Source organism: Salinicoccus sp. RF5, assembly GCF_020786625.1.
GTDB lineage: Bacteria > Bacillota > Bacilli > Staphylococcales > Salinicoccaceae > Salinicoccus.
Genome location: NZ_JAJGRC010000004.1, coordinates 24,435 through 41,872, shown reverse-complemented (window position 1 = coordinate 41,872; position 17,438 = coordinate 24,435). Strand labels below are relative to the sequence as shown.

Genomic DNA, 17,438 nt, shown 5'->3' with positions numbered 1-17,438 from the left:
AAATCCATCTATGGTTATTTATCTGATTCACTAATGACTACTCATATTATAGCGCTTTCATTTAAAAAGCGCAATAAACCCCCGGCCTTTTGGTCGGGGGTTTATTGCGCAGAGACTGTCGCTATTCTTCTGCATCTTCCGTCGGTTCAGCATCTGCCGCTTCCGCCGTGTCCTGGTCGAGTGCTTCTTCTTCAAGCTCTTCCTTGACTTTGGCGACGGTCGCCACCTGCTGGTCTTCAGTCATCTTGATGAGTCTGACTCCTTGGGTATTCCTGCCGGTCGTCGAGACTTCCTCCATGACCAGACGGATGATGACTCCGTGATTCGTAACGATCATCAGGTCTTCATCGCCATCGATGGCGGCGATATAGACGAGTTTGCCGATGCGTTCGGTGAGGTTGGCCGTCTTCACGCCCATGCCTCCGCGCCTTGTAATCCGGTATTCCGCTTCAGGTGTGCACTTTCCGTAGCCGTTCTCGGTTACGACGAGGATGGACTGGTCTTCGGAGAGGACATCGAGGCCGATTACATAGTCGTCCTCACGCAGTTTGATCCCTTTGACCCCTGCAGCCGTCCGGCCCATCGTACGGATCTGATCTTCAGGGAACCGGATGAGGTTGGCATTCCGTGTTCCAAGTATCACTTCCTTGGAACCATCCGTAAGGCGGACCGCAAGCAGCTCATCGTCGCCTCTGAAGGAGATCGCAATCTTGCCGTTCTTGTTGATGCGTTCGAAGTTATCCAAGGTGGAGCGCTTCACAAGACCATTCTTCGTAGCGAAAACCAGGAATTTGTCTTCCGTATCCTCATCCTTCACCCCGATCATGGTGCTGATCACTTCACCTTTGTCGATCTCCAGCATATTGACGATCGGGATGCCTTTCGACTGGCGGGAGAGTTCTGGGATTTCGTAGCCTTTCAGACGGTAGACCCGACCCTTGTTCGTAAAGAACATGATGTAGTCGTGGGTGCTCATCGTCACAATCTGGCTGACGAAGTCATCCTCGACCGTATTCATCCCCTGCACACCTCGGCCGCCCCGGTGCTGCGCACGGTAGGTGGAGGAAGGCAGGCGCTTAATGTAGTTGTTGTGGCTCAGGGTGACGACGATCTGCTCTTCAGGGATGAGGTCTTCATCCTCGATGTCGGACAGATTGCCGAGCGTAATCTCGGTCTTCCGTTCGTCACCGTATTTATCCCTGATTTCAGTCAGTTCCTCCCGGATGATTTCAAGCAGCTTTTCGTCATCTGCGAGAATCTCCTTCAAATACTGGATCGTCTTCAGTATTTCATTGTACTCGTCCTCGATCTTGCCCCGTTCAAGTCCCGTAAGGCGCCTAAGGCGCATATCAAGGATGGCCTGGGACTGGCGTTCCGACAGGTTGAACTCTTCCATCAGACCCGTCTTTGCCGCTTCATCGTTCTGTGATCCGCGGATGAGTGCGATAATCTCATCGATGTTATCGAGTGCAATCTTGAGGCCCTCCAAAATATGGGCGCGGTCTTCTGCACGCTTCAGGTCGAACTTCGTCCGTCTCGTGATGATGACCTTCTGGTGTTCAAGATAGTGGGCGAGGATCTCCTTCAGACCCATGATCTTCGGCTGTCCTTTGACGAGTGCCAGCATGTTGATGCCGAAGCTTGTCTGCAGCGGTGTCTGCTTATAGAGGTTGTTCAGGATGACGTTGGCATTCTTGTCCTTGCGGATTTCTATGATGATCTTGACGCCTGCCGACAGGCTCGTCTCATCCCGCAGATCGGTGATACCTTCAATCTTCTTCTCCCGTGCAAGTTCGGCAATCTTTTCGACAAGCCTTGCCTTGTTTACCTGGTAGGGGATTTCAGAGACCACAATGCGCTCCTTGCCGTTGCTCATCGTTTCTATTTCACAGCGTGAGCGCATGATGACGGAACCGCGTCCCGTCTCGTATGCCTGCCTGATGCCGCTTTTTCCGACGATCAGGCCGGCAGTAGGGAAGTCCGGACCCTTCACATGCTCCATCAGTTCGGGCAGGGTGACTTCACCGTCTTCAGCGTATGCAAGCACCGCATCGATGACTTCCCTCATGTTGTGCGGAGGGATGTTCGTCGCCATGCCGACTGCGATGCCGCTGGTGCCGTTGACGAGCAGGTTCGGGAATCTTGACGGGAGTACCACAGGTTCCCGTTCATTGCCGTCATAGTTGTCCTGGAAGTCGATGGTATCCTTGTTGATATCGCGCATCAGCTCCATGGAGATCCTGCTCATCTTCGCCTCGGTGTAACGCATTGCTGCAGCGCTGTCGCCGTCCATGGAACCGAAGTTCCCCTGACCATCGACGAGCGGATAGCGGTAGCTGAAGTCCTGTGCCATACGCACCATCGCGTCATAGATCGAGGAGTCGCCATGGGGGTGGTATTTACCCATGACGTCCCCGACGATCCTTGCGGACTTCTTATATGGCTTTTCCGATGTCATCCCGTTGTCATGCATACCGTACAGTATCCTGCGGTGGACCGGCTTCATGCCATCCCGTACATCCGGCAGCGCCCGGGATACGATGACGCTCATCGCATAGTCCAGGAAGGAGGTGCGCATCTCTTTGCTTATATTGGTTGATTTCAATCTATCCGTTCTGTCACTCATTCAAAATAACCTCCACTGATTAAACGTCTAGATTTTGGACGTATAATGCATTTTCTTCAATAAAGTTCCTTCTGTTCTCGACGATGTCCCCCATGAGCATTTCGAATGTCTGGTCTGCGTCGACCGCATCTTCAAGTGTCACCTGGAGCAGCGTCCTGAAGCTTGGATCCATCGTCGTTTCCCACAGCTGATCTGCATTCATTTCACCAAGACCCTTATATCGTGCCAGGGAAATCTTCGGTGTATCGCTGAGTTCATTGCGCAGGGAGTCCAGCTCCCTGTCATCGAAGACATAATATTTGTTCTTGCCCTGGGTGACTTTATAGAGTGGCGGCTGGGCGATATATACATAGCCTGCTTCGATCAGTGGTTTCATGAACCGGTAGAAGAAGGTCAGAAGCAGTGTGCGGATGTGTGCACCGTCGACATCGGCATCGGTCATGATGACGATCTTATGGTAGCGGGCCTTGGACAGGTCGAATTCTTCACCGATGCCTGTACCGAGTGCCGTGATCATGGAACGGATCTCGTTGTTGTTCAAGATCTTGTCGAGGCGCGCCTTTTCGACGTTAAGGATCTTGCCTCGGAGCGGCAGGATGGCCTGAGTGGTGGAATTCCTTCCGGCTTTCGCGGAACCGCCGGCGGAATCCCCCTCGACGATGAACAGCTCACTTTTTGAAGGATCCTTGCTTGAACAGTCGGCAAGCTTGCCTGGCAGGCTGGAGACTTCAAGTGCAGATTTTCTGCGCGTCATTTCACGCGCCTTCTTCGCTGCGACCCTCGCGCGCTGGGCGGTGAGGCCTTTTTCAACGATGACCTTTGCAGGTGCTGGATTTTCGAGCAGGAAGCGCTCGAATCCTTCACTGAAGAGCTGGTCTGTGATTAGCCGTGCTTCCGAGTTGCCGAATTTCGTCTTCGTCTGGCCTTCGAACTGCGGATCCGTATGCTTGATCGAGACGACTGCCGTCATGCCTTCGCGCACATCTTCGCCGCTCAGCCGGTCTTCGCCCTCCCGGATGATCCGGTTCTTGAAGCCGTAGTTGTTGATGACCTTCGTCAATGCACGCTTGAAGCCGTCTTCATGTGTCCCGCCTTCATACGTATGGATGTTGTTGGCATAGGACATGAGGGTGGAGTTGTAGCCATTGTTGTACTGCAGGGCGATCTCAACTTCCACTTCGTCCTTTTCACTGTGCATGTAGATGACTTCATCATGCAGCACATCGCGCGTCTCGTTCATCTGCTCGACGTATGACTTGATGCCGCCCTCATAATAGTACTGGAAGGAAACGTCTTCCTCACCCCGTTCATCGAACAGGTTGATCTCGAGCCCCTTGTTCAGGAAGGCGAGCTCCTTGATGCGTTTCTGCAGCACTTCGATATCGTATTCCGTCGTCTCTGTAAAAATCTCGGCGTCCGCCTTGAAACGGATTTCCGTACCGGTCTTGTCCGTCTCGCCGATGACCTTCAGGTCAAAATCGGGGACGCCCCTTGTGTAGCTCTGATGATGGATCTTGCCATCAAGGTGCACATAGACTTCAAGCGTCTTGCTCAGTGCATTGACGACGGAGGAACCGACACCGTGCAAGCCGCCGGAGACCTTATAGCCGCCGCCGCCGAACTTACCGCCGGCGTGGAGGACCGTCAGGATGACCTCGACCGCAGGGCGGCCCATCTTCTCCTGGATATCGACCGGGATGCCGCGGCCGTTGTCGGTCACCTTCACCCAGTTGTCCTCCTCGATCGTGATGTTGATGCGGTCGGCATGTCCTGCCATCGCCTCATCGATGCTGTTGTCTACAATTTCCCACACGAGATGGTGGAGTCCTTTTGAAGCTGTCGAACCGATGTACATCCCCGGGCGTTTACGGACCGCTTCCAGCCCCTCCAGGACCTGTATCTGCTCGGCGCCATACTGTTCCATATTCTTTTCAGCCATATTATCACCTTCCATTATACTTTCACCTTGCCATCTTCTATGCCAAGTGCCTGCATCTCATCCATGATTGCATGGTTGATGTCACTGATCGACGTTGTCGTGACGAACGTCTGGACCCTGTTGCGTATCGAAGTCAAAAGATGGGACTGCCGCGTCTCATCCAGTTCACTCAGTACGTCATCCAGGAGCAGTATGGGATATTCCCCGATTTCCTCATTGATCAGTTCGAGTTCGGCCAGTTTCACCGACAAGGCCGTCGTCCGCTGCTGCCCTTGCGAACCGTATGTCTGGACATCGAAATCGTTGATGTAGAATGCAATGTCATCCCTGTGCGGGCCGATCAGCGCCTGGCCCCGCTCGATCTCCCGCTCAAGCGTCTCCTGGAACAAGGCTTTCAGCTCCTGTTCGAGTGCACCCACTTCGGTCGCCTCGTACTTTATATTCGGCTTGTATCTGACAGCCAGGATTTCCTGTCCGTTCGATATATCTGCATGTATCTTCCGTGCATATTTTTCAATCGTATCCACGAATTGCTGTCTCTTTAAAATAATTAAACTTGCATAGTATGCAAGTTGTTCATTCAACACATCGATCATCACGCGATCGACATTCTTCTGTTTTAGATAGTTGTTCTTCTGGGCCAATACCTTCTGGTAGCCGCTCAGCATATTGATGTACACTTTCGAAATCTGGCCGCACTCCATATTGATGAATTTACGTCTGATCTGCGGGGATCCTTTGACGATGTTGAGGTCTTCCGGAGCGAACAGCACAACATTCAAGTGCCCGATATACTGGCTCAGCTTCGATACTTCCATATGATTGACCTTTGCCCGCTTCCCTTTGCCGCTGACACTCAAGGAGAGGGGCAGATTACTGTAGGAAGTCGTTATATTGCCATTTACGAATGCCTCGTCCTGGTTGAAGCGTATCAATTCCTTGTCCTTTGAAGTGCGGTGGCTTTTCGCCAGCGCAAGGAAATAGATCGATTCGAGCAGGTTCGTCTTGCCTTGGGCATTCCGGCCGATGAATATATTCAGTTTCGGATGAAATTCGAGGTCCAGTGTTTCATAATTCCTGAAATTCCCAAGGTGTATGCGGTTTAGGATCATTTGGAATATTCTATCCTAAACTGGCCGAATTCCCCCAGGTCCACTTCGTCACCTTCGTGCAGCTTCTTTCCTCTGCGGTTTTCCGGCTCTCCGTTCAGAAACACCTCATTCTCCTGCAGGAACCATTTGGCCTCTCCGCCGGTCCCGATGATGCCTTCGTGCTTCAGAAATTGTCCTAATGTAATGAGTTCGTCAAATTGGATACTTTCCATGCACTCATCCTCCTTAATCTCACTACTACATTATACTACATTTTCGGATAAATTTCACTCCAGAAGCCCAAATAAAGCCTTAGGAGCGTCGAAAGATATAAATGAGGTTTCCCCCCTGAAATTACAAAAAGCGACTGAGACCCCCCTTTTTTCAGGTTCTGGGCCTCAATCGCAGATTTCGTTGGCTATTAATATGTCCGGATCGGCAGGATCAGCTGTACGACTTCATCGGATTCAGCCGCCTTCAGCGTGAACGGGCGCATTGTACCAAAGAATTCGATGACGACTTCATCATCGTTGATCGCTTTAAGCGCATCCATCATATATTTGGAGTTGAAGGAGATCTTCAGATCTTCACCTTCGACTTTTCCAGTATTGATGTCTTCATGCACAGTACCGACTTCCGGCGAGTTGGATGACAGGGCCACACCGCCGTTTTCCACACTCATGCGGATGACGTTGTTGCCGCCTTCACGGGCGAGCAGCGATACCCGGTCGATTGCATGGTAGAACTCACCGTTATTCACAGTCACCTTCGTTTCATAATTCTCCGGGAAGAGACGGGAAGTATCCGGATAATTCCCTTCAAGGAGCCTGGAAATGAAGCGCATGTTGCCGTAGCTGAACAGCACCTGGTTCTGGGAGAAGTGGATTTCCACTTCATTATCGGAATCATTGATGATCTTGTTCAGTTCCGTCAGGGATTTTCCGGGAATGATCGCATGCATGCTGTCCATTCCAAACTGGTCACCCTCGAGTTTCCTGAGGGCAAGCCTATGGGAGTCGGTGGCAGTGAACTGGATGCCGCTGTCCTGGAACTGCCAGTTTACGCCTGTCAGTACCGGACGCGTTTCAGAGAGTGAAACGGCAAAGTTCGTCTGGTTGATGATGTTCTTCAGTACAGTGGAAGGAAGGATGATGCTTTCCTCGTCATTGACTTCAGGCAGCAGCGGATATTGATCCGGGTCATTGCCGCTCAAGTTGAACTCCGATTGGGAAGCTGAAATCTTCGTCTGGAAGGCATCATTCGTTTCAAGCTCTACGAAATTGCCGGAGAGCTTTTTGATGATATCCACAAAGAATCTTCCTGAAAGCACAACCGTGCCTGTTTCATGGATTTCAAGAATTTCTTCATTATCGATTTCAGTAGGGATGGTGATTTCAATAGAAATTTCAGAATCACTACCAGTAAGAAGCAGATGATCCTCTTTCACTTCAATTTTTATGCCATTGAGAATCGGCAATGTCGTCCGGGGAGAAATTGCCTTGAGGCAATGATTCAGCTGTTCGATGAAATACTGGCGGTTAATACTGATTTTCATAAGTTAATGACTCCTTATATATATTGATTAGTATTTTAAGTAATAACAGTAGTAAGGCCTGTGGATTTGTGGATAAGTCCATTCAGCCCACAGCAGGCAAGTTATCCACATGTTGGTAAACTGTTTGTTACAGTGTAACATTTATCCACAGTGTGCACATCTTTAATTGATACGGTTTTCTACCTCTTCCAGTTCCTGTTTGAAACGTTCATCTTCTGTAATCATCTTTGAGATCTTCTCATGGGCATGGATGACGGTGGAGTGGTCCCGGCCGCCAAATACTTCCCCGATCTTCGGCAGGGAATAGTCTGTGAGTTCCCGGGCGAGATACATCGCAATCTGCCGCGGAAAAGCAATGGATTTCGTCCGTTTCTTGGAAGCGAACGATTCGATCTGGATATCATAGAATGAGGCGACCGCTTCCTGGATGTCCGTAATCGTGATCTTCTTCGATTTGGACTGGGTGACGAGATCTTTGAGCGCTTCTGAGACCATTTCAGGAGTCAGGGGCTGGTTGACGAGCTTCGAATACGCGGCAACCCGTGTCAGGGCCCCTTCCAGCTCCCGTATGTTCGTGTGGATATGGTTGGCGATGTAGATCATCGCCTCATTGGGAATCTCCACTTTCTCCTCTTCACATTTCTTCCGGAGGATTGCTATCCGGGTCTCGAGGTCGGGTGGTGTGATGTCGGTGATCAATCCCCATTCGAACCGGGATCTGAGCCTGTCTTCAAGCGTTGGAATTTCCTTAGGCGTCCGGTCGCTTGAGATGACGATCTGCTTGTTATCCTCATGGAGAGCATTGAATGTATGGAAGAACTCCTCCTGCGTCGATTCCTTTCCGGCGAGAAACTGGATATCATCAATCAGGAGTACATCAACGTTCCGGTAGCGGTTGCGGAATTCCTCGGTCTTGTTGTCCCGGATTGAATTGATGAATTCGTTGGTGAACTTTTCACTCGACAAGTATGCCACCTTCGCATTTGGACGATGCTCCAGCACATAGTGCCCGATGGCATGCATGAGGTGGGTTTTGCCGAGCCCGACGCCTCCATAGATGAAGAGCGGATTGTAGGCTTTGGCCGGGGCTTCCGCCACGGCAAGTGATGCAGCATGGCTGAAGCGGTTTCCATTGCCGATGACGAATGTTTCAAATGTATTGTTTACATTGAGCTGGTTGTTCACTGGAACCTCGGGCTCTGGAGCGCTCCTTTCAGGGAGCTTCGCCGGGGTTTCCTCCTCTTCGGTGACAATTCTGATCTCAGGCTTTTCCCCCATGACTTCGAACAGCTGCTCCTGGATGAGTCCACTATAGTTCTTTTCAAGCCAATCCCTCTGAAACTGGGTATCCGCTTTGATTACAGCCGTCTCATTGTCCAGATGGATCATTGAAGTATCCTGGAACCATGTCTGGTAGCTTGCATTGGCGATGGTCCCTTTGATGCCTTTCAGCGTATTCTCCCAGATTTCCTTAATACTACTCATACGATTGTCCTCTTTTCCTATTCACATAATCACAGTGTGTGGATAATCATTTCCACAGCTTTGGATAACTATCCACAGGTTACACACATTCTGTGGACAAACTTCATTGCCAGGGTGCCTTTTCCACAAATTTATATTCAAAATTATAACGAAAAACATGAGTAATATCAACAATTACAAGAAGATATGCACAATATCCCAACTTATCCACAAGGTATCTATAAACATGTGTGAAACTGGGGATAACTCATGCAGAAGTATGTGAAAAAGAAATATCCACAATATAGTTACCCACAAAGGTTGTCAACAGCTGAAGTTATCCACACGCTGGATTTGCAGAATCCAAGTGAAAAATGTATTGAAATCTATAGGGCCATCTGTTATTCTTTAATAGTTACAATTCTAGAAGCTATACACAGGCAAAAGTATCATGGAGGTGTAATTTAATATGGTAAAACGTACTTATCAGCCAAATAAACGTAAGCACAGCAAAGTGCACGGTTTCCGTAAAAGAATGAGCACAAAGAACGGCCGTAAAGTATTGGCCCGTCGCAGAAGAAAAGGTAGAAAAGTTCTTTCAGCCTAATCCTCAAGATCATCTGAATAGGTGATCTTTTTTTGTGTAGCAAGGCAGCTTTACATTTTACCACTTTCAGGCAGCCCCGCCGGAGGAGCGCGCATGCCCGGCTTGAGCATGGCGGGTTCTTCCAGTGTATGTGGCATGCTATAATGACGATGGATTTTATATAATGAAATATCATATGTGAGAGAGCGTACCAATGATGAAAAAGAGATTCAGAATAAAAAAAGAACGTGATTTCCAGCTCGTTTTCAAAAAGGGCAGATCGTACGCAAACAGGCAGTTCGTCGTGTATCTGGCCGACCATCCGAAGACCGATCATATGAGGCTCGGCATCAGTGTGTCCAAGCGGCTTGGCAACGCTGTAAAGCGCAATAAGATCAAGCGGCGCATACGCGTCTTCTTCCATAAGCACCAGGAGCGGCTGAAGCCGAGGGAGTATGTCGTCATTGCCAGGCAGCCGGTCAGCGATATGGACTATCATCAGATGGAAAAATCATTACTGCACGTGCTGAAAATCGCAAAATGTCTAAAATGATATGGGGGTTACACCATGTACAGGGTTTACACAGATGAAACTGTTGATCGTGCAATCGCCAAAGGCCTTGAAGAGCTGAAAGTTTCCGAAGCGGATGTCAAAATTGATGTTGAAGAGGAAGGGAAGAAGGGGCTGTTCGGCTTCGGCAGGAAGGACGCCGTCGTCAGACTGACCGTCATAAATCCCGAACTCAAGATGTATGAATCGATTGACGCCCTGATTGCAAGGGATGCAGAACAGGCTGACAGCATCATTGCTGAAGAAGTACCCGAAGCGGCTGGGGCACCCGGCCCCGGTCCCGGGTCTTCGGATTCATCCGATTCAATGGAAGAAAGTGAAAATGAAGAAGCGGATGTCATCGAAGCGGAGGAACTGGCACATGTGCCAGCCCAGGATGAAGAAATCGATGAGGAAGTGCATGTCCAGATTTCCATCGAAGAAGCGGCGGAGCAGACCAGGGACTACGTGGAACGGATCATCCAGGATATGAATATAGAAAGAACCAGTGAAGTCGAAGTGCTTGAAAATGAGGTGCACATCGAGCTGTTCTCCCCGATGGCCGCCAAGCTGATCGGGAAACGCGGTATAACGCTCAACGCGCTGCAGGAAGTCGCCCAGCAGTTCTTCAATTCGATATACAGGAGCTATGGTGTGATCACCCTTGATGTCGAGAACTACCGGGAGAAGCGGCGTGAAACCCTCGAGAACCTCGCCGTCAACATGTCGAAGAAGGCGAAGCGTATAGAGGGGCCGGTAAAACTTGAGCCGATGCCTTCCTTTGAACGGAAGATCATGCACCATGTACTGAGCGGCATCGAAGGTATAGAAACCTATTCCGAAGGTGCAGAACCGAATCGTTATATTGTAATAGAAAAGAAGTAAAGGAGCATTGCATCATGCAATTAGAAACAATATCCAGCATCTCCACCCCGGTGGGCGAAGGTGCAATTGCAATCGTGCGCCTCTCCGGCGTGGATGCAGTGGAGATCGCAGACCGCCTCTATAAAGGTGCGAAGCCGCTGGAAGCGGTGGATTCGCATACGATCAACTACGGCCACATCTTGGATCCCGATAGCGGGGAGACTGTGGAAGAAGTCATGGTGGCAATCATGAGGGCGCCCCGCACCTACACGCGCGAGGATATCGTTGAAATCAATTGCCATGGTGGTGTCCACACGATTAACAGGGTGCTCCAGCTGACGCTGAAGCACGGTGCCCGCATGGCGGAGCCGGGAGAATTCACGAAACGCGCCTTCCTCAATGGCCGGATCGACCTGTCCCAGGCAGAAGGTGTCATGGATTTCATCAGATCCAAGACGACAGAAGCATCAAAAGTTGCGAATCAGCAGATGCAGGGTAGGCTGAAAGCACATGTTGAAGGCCTGCGCCAGAGCATCCTTAATATATTGGCCCAGGTGGAAGTGAACATCGATTATCCGGAATATGACGATGTCGAAGAGGCGACCACTTCCTTCCTCGAAGAGGAGGCCCAGAAGGTCAAGGATGAAATCAGGAAGCTGCTGAAGAGCAGTGCCCAGGGAAAAATCCTTCGGGAGGGGCTGAGCACCGTCATCGTCGGGAAGCCGAATGTCGGGAAAAGTTCATTGCTTAACTACCTGATTCAGGACAACAAGGCCATCGTGACCGACGTGGCAGGAACGACACGCGATATACTCGAAGAATACGTGAATGTCAACGGCATTCCACTCAAACTCATAGATACCGCAGGCATCAGGGACACCGATGACATCGTCGAGAAGATCGGTGTGGAACGCAGCCGCCAGGCGCTGAAGGAAGCGGAGCTCATCCTTTATGTATTGAACAATAACGAACCGCTGACGGATGAGGATATCGAAATCCTCGATTCGATGGCAGACCAGAATGTCATCAATATCGTCAACAAGCTGGACCTCGAACCGAAGCTTGATGTCGAAGATCTTCAAAAGAGATATCCGGATATGCCGGTGGTCAGAACATCCATCATCAACGGTACGGGTGTGGATGACCTCGAGGACCGGATCGCAAGCTTGTTCTTTGAAGGGGAAATCCAGTCCGTGGATTCCACCTATGTATCGAACAACCGCCATATCCACCTGCTTGAGCAGGCGGCCGATGCGATATCCGATGCGATAGAATCTGCCGGAATGGACGTGCCGGTGGATATAGTACAGATCGACCTTGTAAAAACGTGGGAACTGCTCGGAGAAGTGATTGGGGAAGATGTCAGTGAACAGCTGATCGACCAGCTCTTCAGCCAGTTCTGCCTTGGAAAATAAAAGGAGGAAAACTATGACAGATAATATTAAATATGATGTTGTTGTCATCGGTGCAGGCCATGCGGGCGTAGAAGCAGGACTCGCTTCTGCACGAAAAGGGCTGAAGACGCTGATGCTGACAATCAATTTGGATAATATAGCATTCATGCCCTGCAACCCTTCAGTAGGGGGACCAGCGAAAGGGATCGTCGTCCGTGAAGTGGATGCACTCGGTGGACAGATGGCAAAAGTGATCGACAGGACGCATATACAGATGCGCATGCTGAATACCGGCAAAGGACCGGCAGTCCGTGCCCTCAGGGCGCAGGCGGATAAAGTGCTCTATCAGCAGGAGATGAAGCGGGTGCTGGAGGATGAGCCGAACCTCGACATCCTTCAGGGCATGGTGGATGAAATGATCGTGGAAGACGGTGAAGTCAAGGGTGTCAAAACGAATATCGGCACCATTTACGAAGCGAGGGCCGTCATCGTCACGACAGGCACCTTCCTGCGCGGGGAAATCATCCTCGGCGACCTCAAATATTCCAGTGGGCCGAACCATCAGATGCCTTCAGTGCCGCTTGCAGACCAGATGAAGGAACTCGGCTTCGACATCGTCCGCTTCAAGACTGGAACACCGCCGCGGGTCAACTCGGACTCCATCGACTACTCCAAGACGGAGATACAGCCCGGGGACGATGTACCGCGCGCCTTCAGCTTCGAAACGACTGAATTCATCATGGATCAGCTGCCGTGCTGGCTGACCTACACTTCGGAAAATACGCATATGATCATCAATGACAACCTGCATCTATCCGCGATGTATTCCGGCATGGTCAAAGGTACAGGCCCACGCTACTGCCCATCCATCGAAGACAAGATCGTGCGCTTCAACGACAAGCCAAGGCACCAGATCTTCCTGGAACCGGAAGGCAGGAGTACAAAAGAGGTCTATGTACAGGGACTCTCCACAAGTATGCCCGAGAATGTACAGCGCGAGATGCTCACTTCCATCCCGGGACTTGAAAATGCCAGGATGATGCGTGCAGGCTACGCCATCGAATATGATGCACTCGTTCCGACGCAGCTGTGGCCGACACTTGAAACGAAGAAGATCACGAACCTCTACACTGCAGGCCAGATCAACGGTACCAGCGGGTATGAGGAAGCGGCCGGACAGGGGCTCATCGCAGGCATCAATGCAGCGAGCAAACTGCTCGGTGAAGAGGAACTTGTACTCAGCCGTTCCGATGCATATATCGGCGTCCTCATCGATGACCTTGTGACGAAAGGGACGAATGAACCATACAGGCTGCTGACTTCAAGGGCGGAACACCGTCTGCTGCTGCGTCACGACAATGCAGATATGCGCCTGACGGAAATCGGACATCGCATCGGGCTCATTTCAAACGAAAGGCTCGAAGCATTCGAGACCAAGAAACGGCATATCGAAGAGGAATTCGAGCGCCTGAAGAAGATCCGCATCAAGCCGAACGCCCATACGCAGGCCATCGTGGAGGAAAGGGGCGGAACACCGCTCAAAGATGGCATTCTGGCCATCGATCTGCTCAGACGTCCGGAGATGGACTATGCCTCCATCATGGAAATACTGGAAGAGGAAACGACGCTCACACAGGAAGAATATGAACAGGTGGAAATCCAGGTCAAGTATGACGGCTACATCAAGAAGTCGCTCATGCAGGTCGACAAGGTGAAGCGCATGGAGAAGAAGAAGATACCAGCGGATATCGACTATGATGCGATCCATTCCCTCGCAACAGAGGCAAGGGATAAGCTGAAGACCGTCAAACCGCTCGATATCGCCCAGGCTTCCAGAATTTCAGGGGTGAACCCTGCAGATATTTCCATCCTTCTCGTCTATATTGAACAGGGTAGCATCCAACGGGTGGAAGCATGAAGGAAGCACAGTTCATAGAGGCCCTGCGTCGCCAGGGAATCATCCTGGATGACGAGCAGCGCGCCAAATTCAGAAGATATTTCGAGATGCTTGTAGAATGGAACGGCCGGGTCAATCTGACGGCCGTGACCGACGAGGAAGGGGTTTATCTGAAGCATTTCTACGATTCGCTGACGCCGCTCTTCCATGTGGAGCTCCCGGAGAATGCAAGCATCTGCGATGTAGGAGCGGGGGCGGGTTTCCCAAGCATCCCGCTCAAGATCTTGAGGCCCGACCTCAAAGTGACCATAGTGGATTCGCTGAATAAACGCATCCTCTTCCTGAACGAACTGACGGCAGAACTCGATCTGGATAAGATTCATCTGGTCCATGACCGCGCCGAGACATTTGCACAAGGGCCGCAGCGTCATATGTTCGATATCGTGACGGCCCGTGCAGTCGCCCAGCTGAACGTGCTGGCCGAGCTCTGTCTGCCGCTTGTCCGTACAGGAGGTCGCTTCATTGTATTGAAGGGCAGAAAAGGCATGGAAGAATTGGAAGAAAGCCAATTCGCCCTGGATCTCTTGGGAGGCGAGCTTGTGGAAACCCACAGCTTCACCCTCCCGGAGGAAGACAGTGAACGCCATATCCTCGAAATCGCGAAGAGAAGAAAAACACCCAAGAAGTATCCGCGCAAGCCGGGTACCCCAAACAAATCCCCATTAAAACAATAGGCAGGTGTTGCATGTGAAAAAACCATTTTCAAGACTTTTCGGCTTGATAGACAAAAGTGAAGATCAGCAGGAGAATGTCTCCCTGCAGCACTTGCCGATGGAAAACATCGTCCCAAACCGCTATCAGCCAAGGACGGCATTCGACCGGGAACGGATCAGGGAACTGGCCGATTCCATCGCGGAGCATGGTCTCCTGCAGCCGATCACCGTCCGGCCGATAGAGGAGGGCATGTTTGAAATCATTGCAGGGGAGCGCAGGTTCAGGGCGCTGAAGATGCTCAACCGCGAAGAAGCGGAGGTCATCGTAAAATATCTGACGGATACGGAATCTGCGGCCATTGCACTGATAGAAAATATCCAGCGCGAGAACCTCTCCAGCATAGAAGAAGCGAAAGCCTATAAGAAGCTCCTCAAGATGGATGGCATCACCCAGAAGAACCTTGCACAGAATCTTGGCAAGAGCCAGTCATTCATCGCCAACAAGCTGCGTCTTCTTAAATTGTCCGATGAAGTCATTGAAGCGCTCCAGAAGCAGGAAATCACCGAGCGTCATGCAAGGTCGCTCCTCAGCCTGGAGGATTCAGGGCAGGAAGAGATGCTTGAAGACATCAGGAAGCAGAAGATGACGGTGAAGGAGACGGAGCATGCAGTCAGGAAGAAGCTGAAGCACGTCAATGATGAACTGGATTTTGATGAGGACATGTCCTTCATACTGAATGATCTCAACCGTGAAGTGGACAGGCTGAAGGACAAAGGATTCAACGTATCCTATGAGTCGGCTGATGAGGATGCTTTCCATGAAGTGACGATAAAGATCTATAGGTAGACACTCACTGTGTGGGTGTTTTTCTTATGTTACAATGGGCAGGTTGATTGATATAATGACAGCATGTGATTTTATACTTACGAAAACCCTGCACTGGAGGTAGTGGCGCATGGCAAGGCAAAAAGGACTGGGAAAGAGTCTCGGAAAGGGACTGGATGCTCTATTTTCCAGCGGCAAGGAAGGTGAGGCGATCATCGAACTCAAAATTTCCGAAATCAGAAGGAACCCCTATCAGCCCCGTATGGAGTTCAATGAGGATAAGCTCAGGGAACTGGCCGATTCCATTGAGACACATGGCGTAATCCAGCCCATCGTGGTGAGGAAAGCCGTCAAGGGCTACGATATCGTGGCAGGGGAGAGAAGATTCAGGGCGTGCAGAATGCTCGGCAGGGAAACCATACCGGCAATCGTCAAGGAGATGACGGATACCGAAATGATGGAGCTTGCCATCATTGAAAACCTGCAGCGTGAGAACCTCAATCCGTTGGAAGAGGCGATGAGCTATCGCCAACTGATGACGACTTTGAACATCACCCAGAATGAAGTGGCAGCGCGGCTGGGGAAATCACGGCCCTACATCGCTAATATGCTGAGGCTGCTCAATCTGCCGAATGCCATCAGACAGATGATCAATGACGATCTGCTCTCCGGTGCACACGGCAGGACACTTCTGGCGCTCAAGGACCCCATCCAGATGGAAGGTGCAGCAAAACGTGCCATCGATGAAGGAATGAGTGTCCGTACACTTGAGACCTATGTCAAAAGCCTGCAGGAAGCACCTGCCAAAAGAAAGAAGAAGCAGGACAAGCCGAAGTTCATAGAGAAGCATGAGACGATGCTCAAGGAACATTTCGGAACGGCAGTGGAAATAAGGAAGAAGCGCAAAAAGGGCACAATATCATTCGAGTTCAGGAATGAAGAAGAGTTCAAAAGGCTCATCTCCATGCTGGAAGACAAGTAAACTGGAAAGTGAAGGTGGAAGCAGTGTTAGCGAATATACTGATGACAACAACTGAGGAGCTGATAATGTTCATCGGTGAAATCATGGATAATCTGAGGGATCCCGAGCTATGGATGGGTATCGCTTCAAAGCTGATACAGGCCCTCATACTGATCATTGCAGCGATGATTCTCGTCAGGATCGCCAACAGGATGATCGATAATTTCTTCAAGGTCAAATCGAAATCCCGGTTGAAAGGAAGCAGCAAGCGCAACCAGACGCTGATCAACGTGCTGCAGAATGCTGCGACGGTGTTCATATGGTTCGTCGTCATCATGATGGTGCTTGAAACGTTCAGCCTGCCCGTAAGGACGCTCCTTGCCGGTGCCGGGGTCGTCGGTCTGGCAATTGGTTTCGGGGCACAGAGCCTTGTGAAGGATATGATAACAGGATTTTTCATCATTCTGGAGAACCAGTTCGATAAGGGGGATTTCGTCAGGGTAAATACTTCCGGTACGACGGTTGCCGAAGGTGAAGTGCTGTCCCTCGGCCTCCGCGCCTCCAAGATCCAGGGATGGGAGGGTGAGCTCTTCATCATCCCGAACGGCACCATCAACGAAGTCGTCAATTTCTCCCGCTATAATGCGATATCCATGCTGGACATGAATGTGTCGGTCGAGGAGGATCTCGACGCAGTCGAGGATATATTGGAGCAGTTCTTTGAAGCCCGTTGGCAGGAAGAGGAGATGCTCGTCTCCAAACCTGAAATCCTTGGCCTGCAGGGCATAGAGAACGGTGAAGCCATCATCCGGATAATGCTCGAGACGCAGCCGATGGAGCACTTCGGTGTGACACGCCGCATGAGAAAAGCGATCAAGAATCATCTTGAAGGCAAAGGCATCTATATTTCCGTACCTAAGATGGACATACAGGACTTTGATGATAAAATGGCTAAAGATGAAGGTGAGTAAT

15 protein-coding genes are annotated in these 17,438 nt (G+C 50.7%); 9 read left to right on the top strand and 6 right to left on the bottom strand.

Annotation, left to right across the window (positions count from 1 at the left end; genetic code table 11):
* Positions 1 to 121 precede the first annotated feature (121 nt).
* From gyrA to dnaA, 6 genes are all read right to left on the bottom strand, one after another.
* Entirely contained in the window at positions 122 to 2,626 is a 2,505-nt protein-coding gene (gyrA, locus tag LLU09_RS11075) for a DNA gyrase subunit A (RefSeq protein ID WP_228311788.1), read from the bottom strand.
* A 19-nt stretch (positions 2,627 to 2,645) separates the two neighbouring features.
* Complete coding sequence (gyrB, locus tag LLU09_RS11070) at positions 2,646 to 4,565, bottom strand: DNA topoisomerase (ATP-hydrolyzing) subunit B (RefSeq protein ID WP_040106988.1); 1,920 nt, start codon at positions 4,563 to 4,565, stop codon at positions 2,646 to 2,648.
* A 14-nt stretch (positions 4,566 to 4,579) separates the two neighbouring features.
* The gene (recF, locus tag LLU09_RS11065; RefSeq protein ID WP_040106966.1) at positions 4,580 to 5,677 is read right to left on the bottom strand and encodes a DNA replication/repair protein RecF; all 1,098 of its coding nucleotides are present in this window, start codon (positions 5,675 to 5,677) and stop codon (positions 4,580 to 4,582) included.
* A complete protein-coding gene (yaaA, locus tag LLU09_RS11060) occupies positions 5,674 to 5,889 on the bottom strand; it encodes a S4 domain-containing protein YaaA (protein ID WP_040106965.1) in 216 nt (71 codons plus the stop codon). Before yaaA ends, recF begins: the two co-directional genes overlap by 4 nt.
* A gap of 188 nt (positions 5,890 to 6,077) precedes the next feature.
* Positions 6,078 to 7,211, bottom strand: coding sequence for a DNA polymerase III subunit beta (gene dnaN / locus LLU09_RS11055; RefSeq protein ID WP_040106964.1), 1,134 nt, complete (start codon positions 7,209 to 7,211; stop codon positions 6,078 to 6,080).
* A gap of 162 nt (positions 7,212 to 7,373) precedes the next feature.
* Positions 7,374 to 8,696, bottom strand: a complete 1,323-nt coding sequence (dnaA, locus tag LLU09_RS11050; protein WP_228311787.1) for a chromosomal replication initiator protein DnaA — start codon at positions 8,694 to 8,696, stop codon at positions 7,374 to 7,376.
* Positions 8,697 to 9,144: 448 nt separating this feature from the next.
* Between dnaA and rpmH the strand changes: the two genes are divergently transcribed.
* The 9 genes from rpmH to LLU09_RS11005 all read left to right on the top strand — a co-directional run bounded on the left by rpmH (position 9,145) and on the right by LLU09_RS11005 (position 17,437).
* Positions 9,145 to 9,282 (top strand): 50S ribosomal protein L34, encoded by a 138-nt coding sequence (rpmH, locus tag LLU09_RS11045; RefSeq protein WP_000240855.1) that lies wholly within the window; start codon positions 9,145 to 9,147, stop codon positions 9,280 to 9,282.
* A gap of 196 nt (positions 9,283 to 9,478) precedes the next feature.
* Positions 9,479 to 9,814, top strand: a complete 336-nt coding sequence (gene rnpA / locus LLU09_RS11040) for a ribonuclease P protein component (RefSeq protein WP_228312023.1) — start codon at positions 9,479 to 9,481, stop codon at positions 9,812 to 9,814.
* Positions 9,815 to 9,829: 15 nt separating this feature from the next.
* Positions 9,830 to 10,696, top strand: coding sequence for an RNA-binding cell elongation regulator Jag/EloR (gene jag / locus LLU09_RS11035; protein ID WP_228311786.1), 867 nt, complete (start codon positions 9,830 to 9,832; stop codon positions 10,694 to 10,696).
* A 14-nt stretch (positions 10,697 to 10,710) separates the two neighbouring features.
* The gene (gene mnmE / locus LLU09_RS11030; protein ID WP_228311785.1) at positions 10,711 to 12,090 is read left to right on the top strand and encodes a tRNA uridine-5-carboxymethylaminomethyl(34) synthesis GTPase MnmE; all 1,380 of its coding nucleotides are present in this window, start codon (positions 10,711 to 10,713) and stop codon (positions 12,088 to 12,090) included.
* A gap of 13 nt (positions 12,091 to 12,103) precedes the next feature.
* A complete protein-coding gene (mnmG, locus tag LLU09_RS11025) occupies positions 12,104 to 13,987 on the top strand; it encodes a tRNA uridine-5-carboxymethylaminomethyl(34) synthesis enzyme MnmG (protein WP_228311784.1) in 1,884 nt (627 codons plus the stop codon).
* The gene (gene rsmG, locus LLU09_RS11020) at positions 13,984 to 14,700 is read left to right on the top strand and encodes a 16S rRNA (guanine(527)-N(7))-methyltransferase RsmG (RefSeq protein ID WP_228311783.1); all 717 of its coding nucleotides are present in this window, start codon (positions 13,984 to 13,986) and stop codon (positions 14,698 to 14,700) included. Before mnmG ends, rsmG begins: the two co-directional genes overlap by 4 nt.
* 13 nt (positions 14,701 to 14,713) lie before the next feature.
* Positions 14,714 to 15,526, top strand: a complete 813-nt coding sequence (locus LLU09_RS11015; protein ID WP_040106957.1) for a ParB/RepB/Spo0J family partition protein — start codon at positions 14,714 to 14,716, stop codon at positions 15,524 to 15,526.
* A gap of 109 nt (positions 15,527 to 15,635) precedes the next feature.
* On the top strand, positions 15,636 to 16,487 hold the full coding sequence (locus LLU09_RS11010; protein WP_228311782.1) for a ParB/RepB/Spo0J family partition protein: 852 nt from the start codon (positions 15,636 to 15,638) through the stop codon (positions 16,485 to 16,487).
* Positions 16,488 to 16,510: 23 nt separating this feature from the next.
* Positions 16,511 to 17,437 (top strand): mechanosensitive ion channel family protein, encoded by a 927-nt coding sequence (locus LLU09_RS11005; protein WP_228311781.1) that lies wholly within the window; start codon positions 16,511 to 16,513, stop codon positions 17,435 to 17,437.
* The last annotated feature ends 1 nt before the right edge of the window (position 17,438 follow it).

Bases quoted from the DNA above. Each gene is read 5' to 3' on its own strand.
- gyrA (WP_228311788.1), bottom strand. From the start codon at position 2,626: ATGAGTGACAGAACGGATAGATTGAAATCAACCAATATAAGCAAAGAG.
- gyrB (WP_040106988.1), bottom strand. From the start codon at position 4,565: ATGGCTGAAAAGAATATGGAACAGTATGGCGCCGAGCAGATACAGGTC.
- recF (WP_040106966.1), bottom strand. From the start codon at position 5,677: ATGATCCTAAACCGCATACACCTTGGGAATTTCAGGAATTATGAAACA.
- yaaA (WP_040106965.1), bottom strand. From the start codon at position 5,889: ATGGAAAGTATCCAATTTGACGAACTCATTACATTAGGACAATTTCTG.
- dnaN (WP_040106964.1), bottom strand. From the start codon at position 7,211: ATGAAAATCAGTATTAACCGCCAGTATTTCATCGAACAGCTGAATCAT.
- dnaA (WP_228311787.1), bottom strand. From the start codon at position 8,696: ATGAGTAGTATTAAGGAAATCTGGGAGAATACGCTGAAAGGCATCAAA.
- rpmH (WP_000240855.1), top strand. From the start codon at position 9,145: ATGGTAAAACGTACTTATCAGCCAAATAAACGTAAGCACAGCAAAGTG.
- rnpA (WP_228312023.1), top strand. From the start codon at position 9,479: ATGAAAAAGAGATTCAGAATAAAAAAAGAACGTGATTTCCAGCTCGTT.
- jag (WP_228311786.1), top strand. From the start codon at position 9,830: ATGTACAGGGTTTACACAGATGAAACTGTTGATCGTGCAATCGCCAAA.
- mnmE (WP_228311785.1), top strand. From the start codon at position 10,711: ATGCAATTAGAAACAATATCCAGCATCTCCACCCCGGTGGGCGAAGGT.
- mnmG (WP_228311784.1), top strand. From the start codon at position 12,104: ATGACAGATAATATTAAATATGATGTTGTTGTCATCGGTGCAGGCCAT.
- rsmG (WP_228311783.1), top strand. From the start codon at position 13,984: ATGAAGGAAGCACAGTTCATAGAGGCCCTGCGTCGCCAGGGAATCATC.
- LLU09_RS11010 (WP_228311782.1), top strand. From the start codon at position 15,636: ATGGCAAGGCAAAAAGGACTGGGAAAGAGTCTCGGAAAGGGACTGGAT.